16 protein-coding genes and 1 tRNA gene are annotated in these 21,076 nt (G+C 65.3%); 8 read left to right on the top strand and 9 right to left on the bottom strand.

Translation table 11 applies throughout. The features are described 5' to 3' along the window. Position 1 precedes the first annotated feature (1 nt). From ACQZF9_RS16625 to ACQZF9_RS16640, 4 genes are all read left to right on the top strand, one after another. Positions 2-589 carry a pilus assembly PilX family protein gene (locus ACQZF9_RS16625; RefSeq protein WP_428310078.1) on the top strand — a complete coding sequence of 196 codons (588 nt, stop codon included), beginning with the start codon at positions 2-4 and terminating at the stop codon, positions 587-589. Between the two features lie 29 nt (positions 590-618). After that, on the top strand, positions 619-4,374 hold the full coding sequence (locus ACQZF9_RS16630) for a pilus assembly protein (RefSeq protein WP_428310079.1): 3,756 nt from the start codon (positions 619-621) through the stop codon (positions 4,372-4,374). Further along, complete coding sequence (locus tag ACQZF9_RS16635; protein WP_428310080.1) at positions 4,371-4,871, top strand: type IV pilin protein; 501 nt, start codon at positions 4,371-4,373, stop codon at positions 4,869-4,871. Before ACQZF9_RS16630 ends, ACQZF9_RS16635 begins: the two co-directional genes overlap by 4 nt. Positions 4,872-5,240: 369 nt before the next feature. Further along, positions 5,241-7,553 carry a TonB-dependent receptor gene (locus ACQZF9_RS16640; RefSeq protein ID WP_428310081.1) on the top strand — a complete coding sequence of 771 codons (2,313 nt, stop codon included), beginning with the start codon at positions 5,241-5,243 and terminating at the stop codon, positions 7,551-7,553. 151 nt (positions 7,554-7,704) lie between these two features. On the opposite strand, the gene ispH is transcribed toward ACQZF9_RS16640, so the two are convergent. The 5 genes from ispH to murJ all read right to left on the bottom strand — a co-directional run bounded on the left by ispH (position 7,705) and on the right by murJ (position 14,935). Next, entirely contained in the window at positions 7,705-8,688 is a 984-nt protein-coding gene (ispH, locus tag ACQZF9_RS16645; protein WP_428310082.1) for a 4-hydroxy-3-methylbut-2-enyl diphosphate reductase, read from the bottom strand. 5 nt (positions 8,689-8,693) lie between these two features. Further along, positions 8,694-9,188, bottom strand: coding sequence for a signal peptidase II (gene lspA, locus ACQZF9_RS16650; protein WP_428310083.1), 495 nt, complete (start codon positions 9,186-9,188; stop codon positions 8,694-8,696). Positions 9,189-9,377: 189 nt separating this feature from the next. After that, on the bottom strand, positions 9,378-12,173 hold the full coding sequence (ileS, locus tag ACQZF9_RS16655) for an isoleucine--tRNA ligase (RefSeq protein ID WP_428313448.1): 2,796 nt from the start codon (positions 12,171-12,173) through the stop codon (positions 9,378-9,380). 219 nt (positions 12,174-12,392) lie between these two features. After that, a complete protein-coding gene (locus tag ACQZF9_RS16660; protein ID WP_428310084.1) occupies positions 12,393-13,319 on the bottom strand; it encodes a bifunctional riboflavin kinase/FAD synthetase in 927 nt (308 codons plus the stop codon). Between the two features lie 53 nt (positions 13,320-13,372). Next, entirely contained in the window at positions 13,373-14,935 is a 1,563-nt protein-coding gene (gene murJ / locus ACQZF9_RS16665) for a murein biosynthesis integral membrane protein MurJ (protein ID WP_428310085.1), read from the bottom strand. Between the two features lie 121 nt (positions 14,936-15,056). Here murJ and rpsT point away from each other — a divergent pair, with 121 nt between their 5' ends. Then, on the top strand, positions 15,057-15,320 hold the full coding sequence (rpsT, locus tag ACQZF9_RS16670) for a 30S ribosomal protein S20 (protein WP_428310086.1): 264 nt from the start codon (positions 15,057-15,059) through the stop codon (positions 15,318-15,320). 159 nt (positions 15,321-15,479) lie between these two features. Here rpsT and proB read toward each other — a convergent pair whose 3' ends face one another. The 4 genes from proB to rplU form a co-directional block, all read right to left on the bottom strand. After that, positions 15,480-16,604, bottom strand: coding sequence for a glutamate 5-kinase (gene proB, locus ACQZF9_RS16675; protein WP_428310087.1), 1,125 nt, complete (start codon positions 16,602-16,604; stop codon positions 15,480-15,482). 9 nt (positions 16,605-16,613) lie between these two features. Beyond that, positions 16,614-17,714 (bottom strand): Obg family GTPase CgtA, encoded by a 1,101-nt coding sequence (gene cgtA, locus ACQZF9_RS16680; RefSeq protein ID WP_428310088.1) that lies wholly within the window; start codon positions 17,712-17,714, stop codon positions 16,614-16,616. Positions 17,715-17,789: 75 nt separating this feature from the next. Next, positions 17,790-18,047 carry a 50S ribosomal protein L27 gene (gene rpmA / locus ACQZF9_RS16685; protein WP_428310089.1) on the bottom strand — a complete coding sequence of 86 codons (258 nt, stop codon included), beginning with the start codon at positions 18,045-18,047 and terminating at the stop codon, positions 17,790-17,792. Positions 18,048-18,062: 15 nt separating this feature from the next. Next, on the bottom strand, positions 18,063-18,374 hold the full coding sequence (gene rplU / locus ACQZF9_RS16690; RefSeq protein ID WP_428310090.1) for a 50S ribosomal protein L21: 312 nt from the start codon (positions 18,372-18,374) through the stop codon (positions 18,063-18,065). 297 nt (positions 18,375-18,671) lie between these two features. Between rplU and ACQZF9_RS16695 the strand changes: the two genes are divergently transcribed. The 3 genes from ACQZF9_RS16695 (at position 18,672) to ACQZF9_RS16705 (ending at position 20,999) form a co-directional block, all read left to right on the top strand. After that, a complete protein-coding gene (locus ACQZF9_RS16695) occupies positions 18,672-19,643 on the top strand; it encodes a polyprenyl synthetase family protein (RefSeq protein ID WP_428310091.1) in 972 nt (323 codons plus the stop codon). 11 nt (positions 19,644-19,654) lie between these two features. Beyond that, positions 19,655-19,731, top strand: a tRNA-Pro gene (locus ACQZF9_RS16700). 101 nt (positions 19,732-19,832) lie between these two features. Further along, positions 19,833-20,999, top strand: coding sequence for a tyrosine-type recombinase/integrase (locus tag ACQZF9_RS16705; RefSeq protein WP_428310092.1), 1,167 nt, complete (start codon positions 19,833-19,835; stop codon positions 20,997-20,999). Positions 21,000-21,076 lie beyond the last annotated feature (77 nt).

Raw genomic sequence — 21,076 nt, forward strand, 5'->3', positions numbered from 1 at the left:
CATGCGCACTCCAGCCTGTTCCACCTCACGGCATCAACGCGGCGCAGCGCTGGCAACGGCACTGTTCTTTCTGGTGATCCTGACCTTGCTCGGCCTGGCGGCGATGCGCACCGGCAGCCTCAACCTGCGCCTGTCGCAGAACGAATCCGGGCGTATGGACGCGCTGCAGAACGCGCAGACCGCGCTGGAATCGGTGCGTGCGTATTCGTCCGCGCTGAACGTGCTGCCGGGCTCGGGTTATCTGCAGAGCTGCGCGATCGGCTCGTCGCTCAACGCCAGCAATCTGAGCACGCAGCAGGGCTTCAGCTGCCCGGGCGCGAGCGCCAACAGCGCGCTGATGCCGAACACCAATTACCAGAACTATCTGTACGTGTCGGTACGGCGAGAACAGGTCAACGGCGGCGATTACGCACCGGTATCGGCGATTCGCGAAGGCGACAGTGGCGACCGCTACAACCTCGCGGCGTTCACCATCGTCGCCGGCTACGACCGCGTTGCCAGCAGCGACACGCTGGCGCAAGGCGGTGCCGAAGTGGCGCAGGGTGTGTACGTCAAGGTCGCGAAGATTCGCGGCCTGAACCAGCAGTAGATGCAATGGCAACGGGCAGAGAGAACAGCATGAACAGCACACTGCGCCACCGACTGCTCGCGGCGTTCCTCGGCCTGTTCATCTGCTTCACGCTGGCCGTGGAGACCGAGAAAGCCCGCGCCGACGACATCGAGATCTACACCAATCCGGCGGCCAATAGCGTCAAGCCTCCGTATACGGTGATCGTGCTCGATCTGAATCTGCTCGGCATCTGCAACAGCGTGCTGACGCAGACCAGCAATCCGAACAACCCGGATTCGCCGCAGCTGTGCCTGAACATCACCAACACCATCGTGCTGTCGGATCTGCTCGGCGGCCTGACCAGCAATCCCACCGCCTTCCTGACCAGCCTGCTGGTTGGCAGCTACACCTGCACCACGCCCACCACCTGCAGCAGCAGCGCCAATGCGCTGTGCGATCTCTACGGCCTGCTCGGGCTGGTGGCACCGGTAATCCCGATCCCGGGCATCAGCTACTTGCTGTCGCTGGTACTCGGCGGTGTCACCACGCTCACCTGCAGCACGCTGAGTTTCCTGCTCAGTGTTCCGCTGGTCGGCAGCATCCTCAACGGCCTGATGAGCGGTTTCGTCGGGCAATTGATCGCCGGCCTGATCAGCCCGCTGCTGAGCACCGTCGTCGGCGCGCTGCCGAGTGCGATCATCGGCCTGCTGCAGAGCACCTTCAGCGGCGTGCTCAATCTCGGCCAGGTCGGCCTGATCGGCCTGCTCGAAAACATACTCAACAATCTGATCAACACCAACGTCGCGATCATGGTTTCCCACGCGGATCGAAGTAATGCCACCGGCTCGCCCGCCAGCAGTTGCGCATTCGCCGACCTGGCCTCGATACCCGGCGCGCGGCGTACCACCAGCGGCTGCAGCAACGGCGCCTACATGCTGCTCGGCTTCACCAGCCTGGTCGACACCGGCACCGTGTCGACGGTGCTGACCAAGGTCGGCTCGCTGCTGACCAACATGCTGTCGCCGACCAACCTGCTGAACTCGACCACCGCGCTGCTGAGCACCGCACTGACCACGCCGACGCAGCTGCTGCCGCCGTACCAGGGCAAGGAGGTCTACGCCGAACTGGCGCACTACCTCGCCGGCAATGACATCTACAACGCGCCGCTGGCGCGCTGGGACGGCCTCACCGGCCTGCTGACCCGCGACACCACCATCGAGCTATCCAACGGCAACTACAGCAAGCCGGCGCTGGAATGCCGCACCGCCAACGTGCTCAACATTATGTTGACCAACAACATCCGCGACAGCGAATCCGACGCGACGCTGCGCAGCTATTTCCCGGGCCTGCCCAGCGGCGCGATCACCTTGTCCAATGTGGTCACGCAGGCGGCCAATCCGGGCTTCACCGACAACGCCGGCAATACCATCCAGCTGCGCTCGTTCTTCCTGATCCAGAACCTGCTGACCAGCATGTCGACGCTGGCCAATGCCGGTGCCACGGTGCTGAGTTACGTCGACAGCCTCGGCCTGCTCGGTCTGGGCCAGACCGCGGCGACACTGCTCAAGCCGGTGATCGACGTCGACGCATCGCTGGTGACGCCGAGCCTGACGGTGGATCTGACCCAGCCCAGCGCGGTGCGGCCGGAAGCCTTCTTCGCCGAATTCAAGCCCGATCTGAGCCAGAAACCGCGCTGGAACGGCAACCTGAAGCGGCTGCGCGTGGCCACCGACAGCAGCGGCAACTACCAGTACTACGACGCCAACGGCGCCCTGGCGATCGCCAGCGACGGCCGCATCAAGACCAGCGCGCTGACCTACTGGACCAACACCAGCCTGCTCGGCAGCGGCGTCAGCGCCGACGGCCGCAGCTCGACCCTGGGCGGTGCCGGCCAGAAAATCCCCGGCTACCTGTTTGCCGGCGGCGGCGATCCGGGCCGCGTCAACAGCGACGCCAAGCGCACGCTGTACTACGACAAGATCACCGCGACCAGCTTCGCAATCAACGGCCTCGATGCGGACACCCAGGCCGTGCGCGACGAGCTCAAGACCGACCTCGGTGTCACCGGCACCACGACCGCGGACGACACCTTGCGTCGCCAGCTGCTGCTGTATGCGCGCGGCTTCAATGTCGGCACCGCGGCCACGCCGCTGGGTACCGGCGCCACCGTCACCGGCGTCACCGCGCGCAGCTGGATGCACGGCGCGCTGCTGCATTCGCGGCCGGTCGCGATCAACTACGGCGCGCGCGGCAGCTTCACCGCGAGCAGCCCGGATATCCGCGTGGTCTACGGCGCCGCCGACGGCTTCATGCGCATGGTGCGCAACAGCGACGGCGTCGAGAACTGGGGCTTCATGCCGCGGCCGGTGATGGCGCAGCAGAGCGTGCTGCGCGAGAACACCAGCGTGCCCGGCCTGCCCTACGGCGTCGACGGCGCACCGGCGGTGCTGCTGCAGGACCGCAGCAGCAGCGGCGGCGCCGCCGATGGCGTGATCGATTCCGGCAACAGCAACGACCGCGCCTGGATGTTCTTCGGCCTGCGTCGCAGCGGCCGCTACTACTACGGCATGAACCTGACCAACCCGGATTCGCCGAGCCTGATGTGGCGCATCGGCCCGGACGGCCTGTACAAGAGCAGCGGCCTGGTCGCCAGTTCGTCGACCCTGTACGCCGAGCTGGGGCTGACGCTGTCGAATCCGCAAATCGGCCGCATGAGCGTGACCGAGGGCACGACGACGACGACCAAGCCGGTGGTGATTTTCGCCGGCGGCTACAACGGCGGCGTCACCAGCGGTGGCACCAAGCTCGGCAAGGACTACAACCGCGGCAGCGACGGCCGCGTCGGCACCGACGACAGCGTCGGCAACGCGATCTACATCGTCGATGCGCAGACCGGCGACCTGTTGTGGAAAGCCGTGCAAGGCAGTTACAGCAGCAGCACGCCGTTCAACGCCACGACCAAGGCCTTCGCCCATCCGCTGCTGACCAACAGCATTCCGTCCGACGTGACCATCGTCGACAGCGACGGCGACGGCCTGACCGATCGTCTGTATGTCGGCGACACCGGCGGCCGCCTGTGGCGCGGCGACTTCCCCGGCGCGGACCGGACCAAGTGGACCTTGTCGCCGATCGCCAGCCTCGGCCGTCACCGCACCAGCAACGTCGCCAACGATCGCCGCTTCTTCCAGGCGCCCGACTACGCGCCGTATCGCGGCACCACCGGCAACTTCGACATGGTCACCTTCGGCTCCGGTGATCGCGAAGATCCGCTGAACGTAACCACCGAGAATTATTTCTATGCCTACCGCGACAACCGCACCGCCAGCGGCCTCGCGGCGGCGAGCGTGGTCACCACCGACGCGGCGCTCAAAGGCCAGGCCGATTTCACCGATCTGACCACCACCTGCGCCAGCGCCAGCACGGTCAGCTGCGCGGCCACGTCGGACTTGAGCACCGGCTGGAAAGTGAAGCTCGCCGGCAGCGGCGAGAAAGTGCTGTCGCAGCCGCTCAGTGCCTCCGGCACCGCGTTCTTTGCCACCTACACGCCGCCCGGCAGCGCGCAGAGCTGCACGCCGTCCGAGGGCACCAGCAAGGTCTATGGCCTGGCGCTGAGCGATTCGCGGCCGACCGTGGCCAGCTTCATCAACGACGGCGATGGCAGCCAGCGCAGCCAGGCCAGCACGACGCCGGGCCTGCCGGGCGAGTTCAACACGCTGACCGCGAACGCGCTGGCGCAGAACGCCTCGACCCTGAAGCTGGATACGACGCCGGCGTATACGATCTACTGGCGCGAACGGCGCGGCGACGAAGAGACCAAGCCTTGAATACGTTCTCTGCTTGCGGCAACACCCGGCAGCGGCAACGCGGCTTCACGCTGATCGAGCTGATGGTCACCGTCGCCATCGTCGGCCTGCTGACGATCATCGCCTTGCCGGCTTACAGCAGCTATACGCTGCGCACCAACCGCGCGGTCGGCAAATCGGCGCTGGTCAGCATGGCGGCGGCGCAGGAGACTTACTTCGTCGACCGCAAGACCTACACCAGCACGCTCAGCGATCTGGGCCTGGCGGCGTATCTGTCGCGAGACGGATCCACCGCCGCGACCCAGACCAGCAACAGCATCTACCAGCTCAGCAGCGCCGCGCTGACCACCAACGGGACCTGCCCGGCCACCGGCTCGGCGACCAGCGCCGGCTATACGCTGATCGCGGCGCCGGTCGGCAGCCAGGCGCGCGATACCGCTTGCGCCACGCTGTGCCTGACCTCGAGCGGTATTCGTCTGGCATCGGCGGGAACCGCGGCGAACTGCTGGTCGCGCTGAGCTGTGTCTCGTGTCGCTGCCGACCTGTAGGAGCGGCCCAAGCAAACCGCGTGGGTGGCTCGACGGACGCAATGGATATCTGCCGCCCCTTCTCCCCCTTTGCGGAAGAAGGGTGCCGCGAGAGCGGTGAGAGAGGTTTGCGGTGGGACGAGGCGGACCGCTTCTGCTTCAATTATTGACCGCATGCGCAGTCGGATTGCTCTACTGCGGTACTCATTCACTCGCGCCGATTTTGATCTGGCGAATCCGACTCCATCCTTGCACCCGATCCCGTAGCATCTGCACTGCATACCTAAACGGTAGCGGCCTCTCAAGAAGGCCCATCCTTGTTTTCAGCAAGGATTTATAACGACATGCTGAGGAGAATTCATGAGCCGTCAACTTATTGTTGCCGTCGGTTCGGCCTTGCTGGTGGCAACCAGCGTGCCGGTTGCGGTGCTGGCGCAGGTTGCCGACGAGGCCGCGCCCGCGGACGCGGCGGCGGTGGAGGAAGTGGTGGTCACCGCGCAGCGCCGCGCCGAGGCGGCGCACGACGTTCCCATCTCCATCACCTCGCTGTCGGGCGAGATGCTGGAGCAGAGCGGTGTCGAGCAGTTGAGCGACATCGGCAATCTCACGCCGGGTTTGCGCTTCGATGCCACGGGCTCGTTCTTCCAGCCCACGGTGCGCGGCGTCGGTACCGCGGTGCTGACATCAGGCGGTGGGCCCAACGTCGGCATTTACATCGACGGTTTCTTTTCCGCCAATGCGGAAGTGTCGAATTTCCAGCTCACCAAGCTGAAGAACATCCAGGTGCTCAAGGGTCCGCAGGGCACCTTGTTCGGCCGCAACACCACCGGCGGCGCCATCCTGGTGACCACCGCGGAACCGAGCGCCGAGACGGGCGTGGAATTGAAGGCCAGTTATGGCAGCTTCGACGCCACCAAGTTGCAGGCCTACGGAACCACCGGCCTGGGCGACAACATGGCCGTGGATATCGAGGGTGTATACAGCCGCGGCGATGGCTTCATCGATAACGTTGCTACCGGCAATGACGAAGCTGCGGCTTATGAGAATTCCTCCATACGCGTGGGCTTCAAGGCCGAGCTGTCGGACTCGGTGTCGCTGCTGTTGCGTTACACGCACGGCAAGACCGACGATCCGACGTCGCTGATGACCAATGCCTACGTGGACGAGGACGGCAACTCCGGCTTTCTGAGCAAGCTGCCCACGAGTGCCTACGGCACCAACGACACCACTGGCAGGGCGCTGATTAATTTCAACCTACCGGCCTCGCTCTATGTCTCCGATCCGGACAAGGTGGCGACGCCGTTTCAGAACGTCTTCACCAACGAGTCCAACATCTTCCAGGCCACGCTCAAGGCCGATCTCGGCTTCGCCGATCTCACCTCGTACACGCAGTATCGCAAGGACGAGTCGCTGAACCTTCAAGACCTCGATTCGTCCGCCGTGCCGATCTTCGACATGCGCCTGGGCATCGACGACAAGACGGTGTCGCAGGAGCTGCTGCTCAACTCTAAGCCGGGTTCGCGCCTGCAATGGACCGGCGGCCTCAACTACTTCCGGTATCGCGACCTGTTCGATTTCCTTGGCTCCATCCAGGGCTCGCCGTTCGCCGAGGCCGGCAGTTCGGGCACGCTCACCACCTCTTATGCGGCCTTCGCCGACGCCACCTACGAAATCACGAAGCAGTGGTTCGTGACCGTGGGCGGGCGCTATAGCATCGACAAGGTTTCCGACGCCTACTTCATTTCGACGGGAGCCTACGAAAATGCCAGCGGCGTACCGACACCGGCCGCCTACGGTACGCGCATCGCGGTGAACGATCTCGACAACGAACGCTTCACGCCGCGCGTGGTGCTGCGTTACAAACCCAGCGACGCCTCCAGCGTGTACGCCTCGTACACGCAGGGTTACAAGGCCGGCATTCTCAACGTGGGCGGCGCGTCGCAAGTGCCGGTGAAGCCCGAGGAAATCGATGCCTTCGAAGTGGGTTACAAGTACGAAGACCGACGCCTGGCGGCGGACATGGCCGCGTTCCACTATGACTACCGGAACCTGCAGGTGTCGAGCTACCAGTCGGGCGCGGCGCAGGTGCGTAACGCGGCGGAGTCCACCATCTACGGCCTCGACGGTGCGGTGCGCTACAAGTTCACGGATGCCTTCAGCATGAACCTGGGCGCCACCTGGACGCACGCGCGCTATGACTCGTTCAAGAACGCGCCGTTTTATTCCTATTGCGATCCTGATCCCAACGCCAATCCCACTGCCAACTCCGAGGTCCCCAGCTACTGCGGCGCCCCCGAGAACAATGGTGCATTGACCCAGGTGACGTCGGACGCCAGCGGCTACCATATGCAGCGCTCACCGGATTTCACCGCAACGCTCGGCGCCAGCCACGTCAGCAGCCTGCAAGGCGGCGTGCTCACGCTATCCGGCAACCTGTACTACGCCTCCAAGTTCTACTTCGACCCGTCCGAGCAGTTCAATCAGGACGCCTACACCGTGCTCGGCCTGCGCGCGCAGTGGGTCGATGCGAGCGATCGCTACACGGTTGCGCTGTTCGGCGACAACCTCACTGACGAACGCTACCGCACGCAGGTGCTGTTCAACAGCATCGGCATCGGCAACACCTGGAGCGCGCCCTTGACCGTAGGTATAGAGCTGGGCGTTCGCTTCTGAGGCCAGCGAGGCTTTCTCGGCAAAACCGCCTGGGCTTACCGGTCTTCCAGTCGGCGCCGTTTCGCTCCCTTCAGCGACAGCAAGATGCACGACGTCGATATGCTCGACTTGATGCCTCTGGAAGCCGGTGCGTTCTCCATATGGCGCCGGCTTATTCCGCGCGCAGCGGCGCGTTGGCGTTGCGCGGTGCGGTCGCGCGGCGCAATGCCGGCGGCAAGGAAAACACGATGTGCTCGGCCCGGCCCGGTAGTTCGCGTGCCGCCGCCGTCGTGCCGCCGAGTTCCTTCAGGCGCGACACCACCTGCTCCACCAGCACCTCCGGCGCGCTGGCACCGGCGGTGACGCCGACGCGCTGCTTGCCGTCCAGCCACAGCGGCTGGATGTCGGCCGGCCCGTCGATCAGATAGGCCGGCGTGCCGCGGCTTTCGGCCAGTTCGCGCAGGCGATTCGAGTTGGAGCTGTTGCGCGACCCCACTACCAGCAGCACGTCGCACTGCGCCGCGAGTTCCTTGACCGAATCCTGGCGGTTCTGCGTCGCATAGCAGATGTCGTCCTTGCGCGGCCCGTTGATCATCGGGAAGCGCACGCGCAGCGCGTCGATGACGCGAGCGGTGTCGTCCATCGACAGCGTGGTCTGCGTGACATAGGCCATGTGCTCGGGCTTTTCGATGACCAGCTTGAGCACGTCGTCCGGGGTTTCCACCAGGTGGATATGGCCGCCGAAGCTGGCGTCGAACTGGCCCATCGTGCCTTCGACTTCCGGATGCCCGGCGTGGCCGATCAGCACCACCTCGCGGCCTTCGCGCGAATAGCTCTTGACCTCGATGTGTACCTTGGTCACCAGCGGGCAGGTCGCGTCGAACACCGTCAGCGCGCGCTTGGCGGCCTCGTCGCGCACCTGCTGCGACACGCCGTGCGCCGAGAAAATGCACACCGCGCCTTCGGGCACCTGGTCGACCTCGTCGACGAACACCGCGCCTTTCTCGCGCAGGCCTTCGACGACGAAGCGGTTGTGCACGACTTCGTGGCGCACGTAGATCGGCGCGCCGAGCAGCTCCAGCGCGCGCTCGACGATCTCGATCGCGCGATCGACGCCGGCACAGAAACCACGCGGGTTAGCGAGCAGGATATCCATGGTCTTCAGGCTCCGGATGAGGCCGCGGGTTTCTTGCGGAAGGCTTCGAGGATCACGTCCAGCACCATGAATCCGGCGCCGAGGCTGATCGCCGAGTCGGCAACGTTGAACGCGGCGAAATGCCAGGTGCCCCAGTAGAAATCGATGAAATCGACGACATGGCCGCGGGTCACGCGGTCGATCACGTTGCCGAGCGCGCCGCCCATGATCAGCGACAGTGCGATCGCCACCAGCACCTGGCCATGCGGATTGCGCCGCATCCACACCAGGATGCCGACGCTGACGACGACGCCGATCACGACGAACACGATCGGCGACGAGCCGCTGAACATCGAGAACGCGGCGCCGGTGTTGTGCAGATGCGTCAGGTTCAGATGCGGCATCAGCGGCACGATATCGGCCCAGGCCAAGTTCTTCACCACCAGCTGCTTGCTGATCTGGTCGAGCAGCATCGTCAGCGCGGTCAGCCACAGCCAGTGCACGTTGCGGAATGTCGGCATAGGCTGGCTCTAGACGGGGAGCTGGGAAAACAAGGACGTTGCCACCAAAACTCCGTTCATCCCGAGTAGCCCACGAAGGGGGCGTATCGAGGGACGCATCGACGGCGATCGGTCCCTCGATATGCCTGGTTTCACCAGGCTACTCGGGATGAACGGAGGGCAGTTATTACTTTGCATTGAGGGTGCCGCCTAGATCACGCGACGGCTTTCGCCGCCGCCATAGACATTGGCCTCGCAGCGGCCGCACAGGCCCGGATGCGCGGCGTTGGCGCCGACGTCGGCGACCTGATGCCAGCAGCGTTCGCATTTTTCATGCTGCGACGCGGACGCATGAATCCAGATCTTTTCGCCGCTGCTGAGTTCGTGCTCGCCGGCCTCGGCAGGTTTGCCGCTCAGCGGTGCGAGCTTTGCACCGGAGGTGATGAACCAGAAGCGCAACTCGTCGCCGGGCGAGCCGAGCGCGCTGGCCAGATCGGTATCGGCGTAGATCGACACTTGCGCGTTCAAGCCCGAACCGATGGTACCGGCGGCGCGCAGTTCTTCCAGCGTCTTCTTCACCGCCTCGCGTGTCGCCACCAGCAGCGGCCAGTCGACACCGTCGTCGGCGAGATGGATTTTCGGCAGCTCGTACCAGCGCTGCGCGAAGATGCTGGCACTGCGATCGCCCGGCAGCAGCTGCCAGATTTCGTCGGCGGTGAACGACAGCACCGGCGCGATCCAGCGCACCATCGCCTCGGCGATATGCAGCAGCGCGGTCTGCGCGCTACGCCGCGCGAGGCTCTTCGGTGCGCTGGTGTAGAGACGATCCTTCAGCACGTCGAGATACAGGCCACCGAGATCGGTGACGCAGTAGTTGTGCAGTTTCTGGTAGACCAGATGGAACTGCGCGTCGGCATAGGCCTGCTTGATTTCCGCCTGCAGCGCGGCCGCCTGCGCCACCGCCCAGCGATCGATCAGCAGCATCTGCGCGACCGGCACCGCGTCGGCTGCCGGATCGAAGCCGTCGAGGTTGCCCAGCAGATAGCGCGCGGTGTTGCGAATGCGGCGATACGCATCGGCCATGCGCTTGAGCAGGTTGTCGCTGATCGCGATTTCGCCGCTGTAATCGCTGGCGCTGACCCACAGCCGCAGCACGTCGGCGCCAAGTGTCTTGGTCACCTGCTGCGGCGCGACGACATTGCCGAGCGACTTGCTCATCTTGCGGCCCTGCTCGTCGACGGTGAAGCCGTGCGTCAGCACCGCCTTATATGGCGAGCGCTGGCGCATCGCGACGCAGGTCAGCAGCGAGCTGTGGAACCAGCCGCGATGCTGGTCCGAGCCTTCCAGGTACATGTCGGCGAGCGGCGCCAGGCCGTTCTCGTCGAGCACCGCCGGATTGGTCGAGACGAAGCTGCACTGGTGCGCGCTGCCGCTGTCGAACCAGACATCGAGCGTGTCCGGACACTTGGTGTAATCGCCGGCTTCGTTCTCGGGCAGCCAGTCGGAAACGCTGGAACCGAACCAGGCTTCGAGGCCGCCGGCCTCGACCTTGTCGGCGACCGCGCGCAGCAAATCGCCGCTGCGCGGATGCGGGTCCTGCGTCTGCTTGTGCACGAACAGCGCGAGCGGCACGCCCCAGGTGCGCTGCCGCGAGATGCACCAGTCGGGCCGCTCCGCGACCATGCCGCGGATGCGCTCGCGGCCCCAGGACGGAATCCAGCGCGTCGCATCGATCGCTTCGAGCGCGGCGGTACGCAGGCCGGCCTTGTCCATCGCGACGAACCACTGCGGCGTCGCCAGCGTGATCAGCGGTGTCTTGTGGCGCCAGCAATGCGGATAGCTGTGCGTGATCGGCGCCGAGTGAATCAGCGCATTCGCGGCGCGCAGCGCGTCGAGAATCGGCGCCTCGGCCTTGCGCAGATGGATGCCGCCGACCACCGGCGTGTCCTGCTTGTAGGCGCCGTTGGCGGCGACCGGATTCAGCACTTCGATGCCGACCGCGCGGCAGGCGACGAAGTCTTCCATGCCGTGCGCCGGCGCGGCGTGAACCAGGCCGGTACCGGCGTCGAGGGTGACGTCGGCGCTGGCGATCAAGGGGCTGGCACGATCCGCGAACGGATGCGTCGCGACGACGCCGACCAGGGCCTCGCCCTTGAGCGTTGCGAGTACGCGCGGCTGCTCTGCGTTCCAGCGCTTGGCGCAGGCTTCGAGCAGACCCTGCGCGACCAACAGACGGCGCGACTCGAGGCCATCGACGGAGAAGTCGGCGAGCACGTAATCCAGATCCGGATGCACGCTGATCGCCTGGTTGCCTGGCAAGGACCACGGCGTCGTCGTCCAGATCACGAACGCGATCGGTGTCGTGCCTTCAACACCGAAGCGCTTCGCCACATCGGCGGAATCCGCCGCGGCGAACGCGACATCGACCGTCGTCGACTGCTTGTCCTGATATTCGACTTCGGCCTCGGCCAGCGAGCTGCCGCAGTCCAGGCACCAGTGCACCGGCTTGAAGCCGCGCACCACGTGGCCGTTGTCGCAGATGCGCGCGAGCACGCGCAACTGCTCGGCCTCGTACGCCGGCTGCATTGTCAGATACGGCTTGTGCCAGTCGGCGAGAATGCCGAGACGCTGGAAGTCGACACGCTGCCGATCGACCTGTTCCAGCGCGTATTGGCGGCATTGCGCGCGAAAAGCGGCGGCGTCGAGCTTGTCGCCGACCTTGCCGAATTTCTTCTCCACCTGCAGTTCGATCGGCAGGCCGTGGCAGTCCCAGCCCGGCACGAACGGCGCGTGATGGCCGTTGAGACGCGCGCTCTTGACGACGATGTCCTTCAGCACCTTGTTGACCGCGTGGCCGATGTGGATGTCGCCATTGGCATACGGCGGGCCATCGACGAAGTAATACGGCGTCGCGCCGGCGGTCGCGTCCATCACCCGCGCATACAGATCCTCGGCCTGCCAGGCGGCCAGCCACTCGGGCTCGCGCTTGGCGAGGTTGGCCTGCATCGGGAACGCGGTCTGCGGCAGGTTGACCGTGGTCTTGTAGTCGCCTGTGCTGGCGTTGTTGGAGCTGGCGTCGTTCACGTCTCTACTTCAGTCGGTGCTGCATGGGTGAAATCCCCTCTCCCTCCGGGAGAGGGGATTGGGGTGAGGGACTTTACGTTCGCGCGAACTAGGAGGCCCTCATCCGCCCCTTCGGGGCACCTTCTCCCGGAGGGAGAAGGATCATCGCTCAAGAATCCGCCGCGCGTCGTCTGCGTCCTGCTGCATGCGCGCGGACAGCTCGTCCAGCGAGTTGAACTTGAGTTCCGGCCGCAACCAGGCGCAGAACTCCACCTCGAGTTCGCGGCCGTAGAGATCGCCCGGCTCGCCGAACAGATGGGCTTCGAGCAGGCAGCGGCTCAGGCCCAGCGTCGGACGGATGCCGAGGCTGGCGACGCCGTCCCAGACCTTGCCGCCGTCGACGCGGCAGCGCACAGCGTACACGCCCTGGCGCAGCGCCAGCGGCCGGAACAGGTCGATGTTCGCGGTCGGCATGCCGAGCTTGCGGCCCAGCTGCAGGCCGCGCCGCACGCGGCCGAGCACGGTGTACGGCCGGCCCAGCAGCCGTGCGGCGCGCGCCAGATCCGGCACCGCAAGCGCCTCTCTTAGCGAGGTCGAGCTGCAACGCTCGCCCTCGATACAGACCTTGTCGACCACCGCCAGCTCGAAGCCATGGCGCGCGGCGGCGGCGCGCAGCGTCAGCTCGTTGCCGGCGCGTTTGGCGCCGTAGCGGAAGTCATGGCCGACGACCAGGCCGGCGACGCCGAGCGTCTTCACCAGCAGGTCGTCGACGAATTCGTCGGCGCTCATCGTCGCCACCGCGCGCGAAAAGCGGGCGATCACGGTGCGCTGCAGGCCGCTGGCGGCCAGCGACGCGACCTTGGTGCGGAAGGTCTGCACCCGCGGCGGCGCCTGGTCGGGGCTGAAATATTCGCGCGGCGACGGCTCGAAGGTCAGCGCCGCCGCCGGCAGGCCGAGGCGGCTGGCGATGCCCAGCGTGCGCTCGACCAGCTCGCGGTGGCCGCGGTGCATGCCATCGAAGTTGCCGATGGTCAGCACGCAGCCGCGATGGCGCTCGCGCAGGTTCTGCAGACCGCGTATCAGCTCCATGCGAGGGACTTTGTCGTGCCGTGACCGGGGAACAGGGCGGAATTATACCGGCCCTATGCCGCCCCGCCGCGCCGCCCCATCAGCAGGTGCCGCGGACGCAGGCCCAGCGCCCACAGGCTGAGGAAGTACACCGCACCGCAGGCGGCGATGACCACGGCCAGGCGCAGCGCGCGATTCAGCGCGTCCAGCGCGATCCAGTCCGCCAGATTGCCGGCGCCATACAGCGCGACGGCGGTCATCAGGCCATTGGCGACCAGCAGCCGCAGGCCGAAGCGGCCCCAGCCCGGCGACGGCCTGTAGATGCCGTCGCTGCGCAAGCGGCGGTACAGCAGGATCGAGTTGACCCAGGCAGTCAGCGACGTCGACAGCGCCAGGCCGACGTGCGCGCCCTCGATCTTCAGCTGCCGCGTGGCGAAGAAGCTGACCAGGCTCAGCGCCATGCCGGCAGCCAGGCCGATGGTCGCGAAGCGCACCGGCAGCCGGGTTTCCTGGCGCGCGTAAAAGCCCGGCACCAGCACCTTGACCAGCGCGAAGCCCATGAAGCCGAAACCATAGGCCCAGACCACCCAGGTGGTCATGCGGATGTCGTGGTCGCTGAACTGGCCGTGGCCGAAGATCGCCGCGGTCAGCGGGCCACCGAGCACGATCAGGCCGACCGCCGACGGCAGGCCGAGCAACAGCATCGTGCGCAGGCCCCAGTCCAGCGTGCTGGAGAACTGCTCCGGCGAGCGCTCGGTATGGCGCGACGACAGCGACGGCAGGATCACCGTGCCGACCGCGATCGCGAAAATACCGGTCGGGAATTCCATCAGCCGGCTGCCGAAATTCAGCCAGCTGACCGCGCCGTCGGCGATCAGGGTCGCCAGGCTGGTGTTCAGCAGCAGGCTGACCTGGGCCACCGACGAGCCGATCACCACCGGCAGCATCAGCTTGCCGATGCGCAGCACGCGCGGATCGCGCAGCGCGAAGCGCGGCCGCGGCAGCAGCCGCAGCTTCATCAGCGACGGCAGTTGCGACACCAGCTGCAGCACGCCGGCCAGGAACACCGCGTAGGCCAGCACCATCACCGAATCGGCCGAAATCCAGGCCGAGGCGATGATGCAGACGTTGAGGATCACCGGCGCCGCCGCCGGCACCGCGAACTGGCCGTAGCTGTTGAGGATGCTGCCGGCCATCGAGGTCAGCGAAATGAACATCAGGTAGGGGAAGGTCCAGCGCAGCAGCGCGGCGCCGAGCGCGGCCTGGTCCGGGTCGGCACGGAATCCCGGAGCGAAGGCCCAGACCATCAGCGGCGCGCACAGGCAGCCGATCACCGTGACCAGGGTTAAAATCGCGCCGAGCGTGCCCATGACCACCGCGGTCAGGTCGCGGACCTGGTCGTGGCCCTGCTGCGTGCGGGTTTCGGTGAAGACCGGCACGAAGGCCTGGCTGAACGCGCCTTCGGCGAAAATGCGCCGGCCCAGGTTGGGCAGCATCAGCGCGATGAAGAAGGCGTCGAGCAGCGGGCCGGCGCCGAAAGCCCGCGCCAGGGTGATCTCGCGAACCAGGCCCAGCACGCGCGATGCGAGGGTCAGGCCGCTGACGACACTGGTGGATTTGAGCAGCGATCGGGACATTCGGGAAGCAAAAATACCCGGCTGCGATGCTCGCCGGAGATTGACAACTCGGGGGTCGATCACAATACTAGCGCCCCTTCGTTTTGTCGCCTCATTTTTTGCAGTTTTAGGAGTCTGTCTCTTGGCCAACACCGCTAGTGCCCGCAAGCGCGCACGTCAGTCCGAAGTTAACCGCGCCCGCAATGCCAGCCAGCGCTCGATGATCCGCACCTACGTCAAGAAGGTGGTCAAGGCCGTCGAATCCAAGGACAAGGCTGCCGCCGAAGCCGCTTACAAGGAAATGGTGCCGGTCCTCGACCGCTACGCCAACCGCGGCATGATCCACACCAACAAGGCCGCTCGTCACAAGAGCCGCCTGATCGCTCACATCAAGGCCATGGCCTGATCTGAAGCGGTTGTTGTTGTCGATGTACTGAAACGCGGGCCGAAAGGCCCGCGCTTTCGTTTGGGCGCTGCAAAAACCTCCACTTGTAGGAGCGGGCTTGCCCGCGACTGCGAACTCGAAGGTCGCGGGCAAGCCCGCTCCTACACGGGACGCAGCTCCTCAACCCACCAGCACCAGATTGTCGCGGTGGATCATCTCCGCCTCGCCGACATAGCCGAGCCGCTGGGCCAGATCATCGCGACGCGCGCCGAGAATGCGTTGCGCCTCGGCACTGCTGTAGTTGCTCAGGCCGCGCGCGATCTCGACGCCACTGGGATCGACGCAGGCGACCAGGTCGCCACGCTCGAAGCTGCCGCTGGTCTGGCGCACGCCGACCGGCAGCAGGCTCTTGCCCTGCCCGCGCAGCATCTGCGCGGCGCCCTCGTCCAGATGCAGCTGGCCGCGCACCTGAAGCTGGCCGGCGATCCAGCGCTTGCGCGCCGCCATGACGCCCTGCGCGGGCTTGAGCAGGCTGCCGATGCTCTGGCCCCGACCGATCTGCAGCAGCGCCTCGGGCGCGCGGCCGTGGGCGATCACCGTTGCCGCGCCGGAACGCGCGGCGATGTGCGCGGCCGACAGCTTGGTGCGCATGCCGCCGCGGCCGAGCACGCCCTTGCTGTCGCCGGCCATCAGCGCCAGATGCGTATCCGCCAGCGAGGCTTCCGACACCAGCTTCGCATCGGGATTGCTGCGCGGATCGGAGTCGAACAGGCCGTCCTGATCGGTCAGGATCACCAGCAGGTCGGCCTCGATCAGGTTGGCGGTCATCGCGCCCAGGGTGTCGTTGTCGCCGAGGCGGATTTCGTCGGTGGCGACGGTGTCGTTCTCGTTGACCACCGGCACCACGCCCAGCTCGAGCAAGGTATTCAGCGTGCCGCGCGCATTGAGATAACGGCCGCGATCGGCGACGTCCTCATGGGTCAGCAGGATCTGCGCGGCGAGGATGCCGTGCTCCTCGAAGCCCAGCTCCCAGGCACGCACCAGGCCCATCTGGCCGACGGCGGCGGCGGCCTGCAGCTCGTGAATGTCAGACGGACGCTTCTTCAGACCCAGACGCGCCATGCCCTCGGCCACGGCACCGGAAGACACCAGCACGATCTGCCGGCCTTCGGCGCGCAGCGCGGCGATCTGCGCGCACCAGTCCATGATCGCGGCGCGATCCAGGCCCTGACCTTTGGCGGTCACCAGCGAGCTGCCGATCTTGATCACCCAGCGCTTGGCGCGGGTCAGCTTGTCGCGTTCCATGTTGAAGACTCAGCCCTGCTGATCGTCGTCCGTTGGGTTGTTTGCATCGTCCGCCGGCACGTCACCTGTCGCCGGCTGGTCGAGCTGATCCTCGGTGCGCGGCGCCTGCGCCTCGACCCAGATCATCGCCTCGCGGCACAGCACGTCGCAGCCCTGGCGCGTGACGGCGGAGATCGCGAACCAGCGACCGGCCCAGTTCAGCGACGCGAGCGTGCGGTCGATCAGCGCTTGCCGGTCTTCTTCCGGCAGCAGGTCGATCTTGTTGAACACCAGCCACTGCTCGCGATCCGCCAGCTGCTCGCTGAAGCTCACCAGCTCGTTGCCGATCACGCGCACGTTCTCGGCGATGTCGCTCTCGTCCGGCGGCAGCACGTCGACCATGTGCAGCAGCAGACGCGTGCGCTGCAGATGCTTGAGGAAGCGGATGCCCAGGCCGGCGCCTTCGGCCGCGCCCTCGATCAGGCCCGGCACGTCGACCATGACAAAGGACTTGCTCTGCCCCACCGACACCACGCCGGGCTGCGGATACAGCGTCGTGAACGGATAGTCCGCGATCTTCGGACGCGCCGCCGACACCGATGACAGCAGCGTGGACTTGCCGGCGTTGGGCATGCCGAGCAGGCCGACGTCGGCCATCAGCGACAGCTCCAGGCGCAGGTCGCGGCGCTCGCCCGGCGAACCCGGCGTCGAGCGGCGCGGCGCACGATTGGTGCTGGATTTGAAGCGGCGATTGCCCAGGCCGTGGAAACCGCCCTGCGCGATCTTGATACGGCTGCCGACATGGGTCAGCTCGCCGATCAGCTCCTCGGTTTCGATGTCGTAGATCAGCGTGCCGAGCGGCATCGGGATCTCCAGATCGTCGCCGCCGTGGCCGGTCATTTCCGAGGTCTGGCCGTTCTCGCCGCGCTGCGCGCGGAACACGCGGTTGAAGCGGAAATCGGCCAGCGAATTGAGATTCGCATCGGCGATCGCGAACACGCTGCCCCCGTCGCCCCCATCGCCGCCATCGGGGCCGCCGAACGGAATCGCACGCTCTCTGCGGAAGCTGACACAGCCGCCGCCGCCGTCACCGGCGATGACTTCGATCTGGGATTCGTCGACGAATTTCATTGCGCTACAACCTCAAGGTACTTCATGCACAAAAAAGCCCCGTAAGAACGGGGCTTTTCTGGTACTACAGGAACATCAAGCCGCGATGATGTCCACGTAGGTGCGGCTCTTCGGACCACGCGTCGCGAACGCGACGGTGCCGTCGGTCTTGGCGAACAGCGTGTGATCCTTGCCGATGCCGACGCCGGTGCCCGGGTGATACTGGGTGCCGCGCTGACGGATGATGATGTTGCCGGCGATGACGGCCTGGCCGCCAAACAGCTTCACGCCGAGACGCTTGCTCTGTGAATCGCGGCCGTTACGGGTACTGCCGCCTGCCTTCTTATGTGCCATTTTTCTGCTCCGACCTTAGGCGCTGATGCCGGTGATCTTCACTTCCGTGAAGTTCTGGCGATGGCCCTGTTCCTTGTGATAGTGCTTGCGACGGCGGTGCTTGATGATACGGATCTTGTCGCCGCGGCCGTGGCGCAGCACTTCGGCCGTGACCACACCACCGACAACCAGCGGAGCGCCGACTTTCACGCTCTCGCCCTCGCCAACCAGCAGGACTTGGTCAAAGGACACGGTCGCGCCGACGTCGGCAACCAGGGTTTCGATTTTCAGGTATTCGCCGTCGGCAACGCGGTACTGCTTGCCTCCGGTCTTGATCACGGCGTACATCGGCTGCTCCAAAAGACGGGTCCGAACGATGGCGAGCGCGGGGCCGGCCATTAGGGAGGCGGGATTCTAGAGATCGAGGCCGGCCTCGTCAATGTTTTCGGTAGTGGTTTTGTCACAGGACCGACCGGCGGCGGCGGCACGCGTCGCGGATTGCAAAAAAGCCGCGCGCAACGGTCATGGCCTGCACGACGGTCTCTTATTATAGGTGGGCCGCAAGACGCTCTACTGGACGAACGGAGTCGGTTTGACCCCTCGTCTTCGCCCCCCTAGCATCCTCGGCCTATTTCCGGCCCGCCTATGGACCTCAAAACTCTGCTCGCCCCCATCGCCGACGACATGCTCGGCATGGACCAGATCATCCGCGCCCGGCTGTCCTCGGAAGTCGCGCTGATCAACGAAATTGGTGGCTATATCGTCGCAGCCGGCGGCAAGCGCCTGCGGCCGGCGCTGGTGATGCTGGCGGCCCGCGCGCTGAACGCGCCGAGCGTCGAAGAGCCCCGGCTGCTGGCGGCGGTGATGGAATTCATCCACACCTCGACCCTGCTGCACGATGACGTCGTCGACCACAGCGACCTGCGTCGCGGCCGCCGCACCGCCAACGTGCAATGGGGCAACGAGGCCGCGGTGCTGTCCGGCGACTTCCTGTATTCGCGCAGCTTCCAGATGATGGTCGACGTCGGCCGCATGCCGGTCATGCAGCTGATGGCCGACACCACCAATGCGATCGCCGAAGGCGAAGTGCTGCAGTTGCTCAACGCCGGCGACCCCGACGTCGACGAGCGCCGCTACCTGCGCGTGATCGAGCTGAAGACCGCGGTACTGTTCCGTGCCGCGGCCCAGGGCGGCGCGATCCTGGCCGGCGCCACGCCGGCGCAGGAGCAGGCGATGGCCCGCTACGGCCACGACCTGGGCATGGCCTTCCAGCTGATCGACGACGTGCTCGACTACACCGCCGACCCCGAGGTCAGCGGCAAGGCGGTCGGCAACGACCTCGCCGAAGGCAAGCCGACTCTGCCGCTGATCCACGCGATGCGCGCCGGCACACCCGAGCAGGCGGCACTGATCCGCGCCGCGCTGAGCGGCGGCGGGCTGCCGCAACTCGACGAGGTGCTGAAAGCCGTTGATGCGACCGACGCCATCCCGTACACTCGCGCCCTCGCTGAGACCTACTCGCTCTCGGCGACCGCAGCGTTAGGCGTTCTTCCCGATTCGCCATACAAAAAAACGCTGCACGATCTGGCCGGTTTCGCCCTCACACGGGCAAGCTGAGAAGGATCATTCGGGGCGTAGCTCAGCTTGGTAGAGCGCTTGCTTCGGGAGCAAGAGGTCGCAGGTTCGAATCCTGTCGCCCCGACCAAATATCTCGCTGATTTTAAAGGGTTTTTCGGGACCAGAATACTCCCCCAACATCGGCGTAGACTCTTCCATACGTGCTCCATACGTGGGAGGGAATAACTGATGGCTTCCATACGGAAACGGGAGCAGGTCGGAAAGGACGGGCGCCGCACCGTTAAATACGATGCGACTGTCGATCGTCGAGGAGCCCCCCGTCAGTACAAAACATTTCCGACGAAGTCCGCCGCCGAAAAGTGGGCTCGAAAAATCGAAGGCGAACTGGATACGGGTGGATGGAACGACCCCACCGCCGCCAATCAGATGACGGTCGCTCGGGCGCTCGATATCTATCTGGCGGAAGTCGTCCCTCACTTGAAATCCGGCGCGTTTGAACCACCTAAGGCTGACAGCTTGAAGAAACGTCTCGGCGACATCGCGTTGTCGTCGCTGACGACGATCGATCTGGCTCGTTACCGTGATGCCCGCTTGACGGATCATGTTCGGCGGGGCTCGGGCATCAAGGGCGGCGGGACGGTGGACCTTGTTCGCACGGTCTCTCCTCAGACCGTCAAACACGATTTGGGACTTCTCAACCGCGCCCTCGCTCATGTTGAACACGAGCATGGCATTGCTCTCCCTCGCGGTCGGCCGAAGCTGGATCATCGGCGCAGCAACATTCTCGCGCTACCTCCCGGCCGCAATCGGACCCTTACTGCTGATGAGGCGTCGCGACTGCGTCAAGCGTGCGTTATTGGAGAAGGCGCCAGCGACGGCGCATATGCGACCCTTAAGGCGTCCCGCTCGCCATGGCTGTGGCCGATAGTCGAATTCGCGATGGAGACTGCAGCACGCAGAAATGAAATCCTCGCGCTGCGGTGGGAGGACGTGGGTGAGAACTCTGACTGCGTGACTTTGAAGAACAAAAAAACACAGCGAAGCAAGGCTCCGGAAACCAGAACCATTCCCGCTTCTCCACGAGTCCAGGAGATTCTTAAGGGACTTCCTCGACCGATCGGCAAGAGCCCTCATGTTTTCGGTGGGATTACTGCCAATGCGCTTACGCAGCAATTCAAGAGAGCGCTGCGGCGGGCTGAGCTTGAAGACTTCAGGTTTCATGATCTTCGCCATGTCGGTGCCACGCGGCTTGCAACAATTCTTGACGGCGATCTATTGATGCTCGCGGATATGACCGGCCATCAAGACATTCGAATGCTTCGCCGATATGTTGCGCCGCGACGTGAGGAAATTGCGCGACGTCTCAAGGCAGCTGCCAAGGGGCTACTACCCTAGCAACCTGCAGATTTTGCACGTTGCTTTTCTCTAATATGCCGCAATCTTAGTGGCTGTCTGATATTTATCATTTAGCG

The organism is Hydrocarboniphaga sp. (genome assembly GCF_965279055.1).
Lineage (GTDB): Bacteria > Pseudomonadota > Gammaproteobacteria > Nevskiales > Nevskiaceae > Hydrocarboniphaga.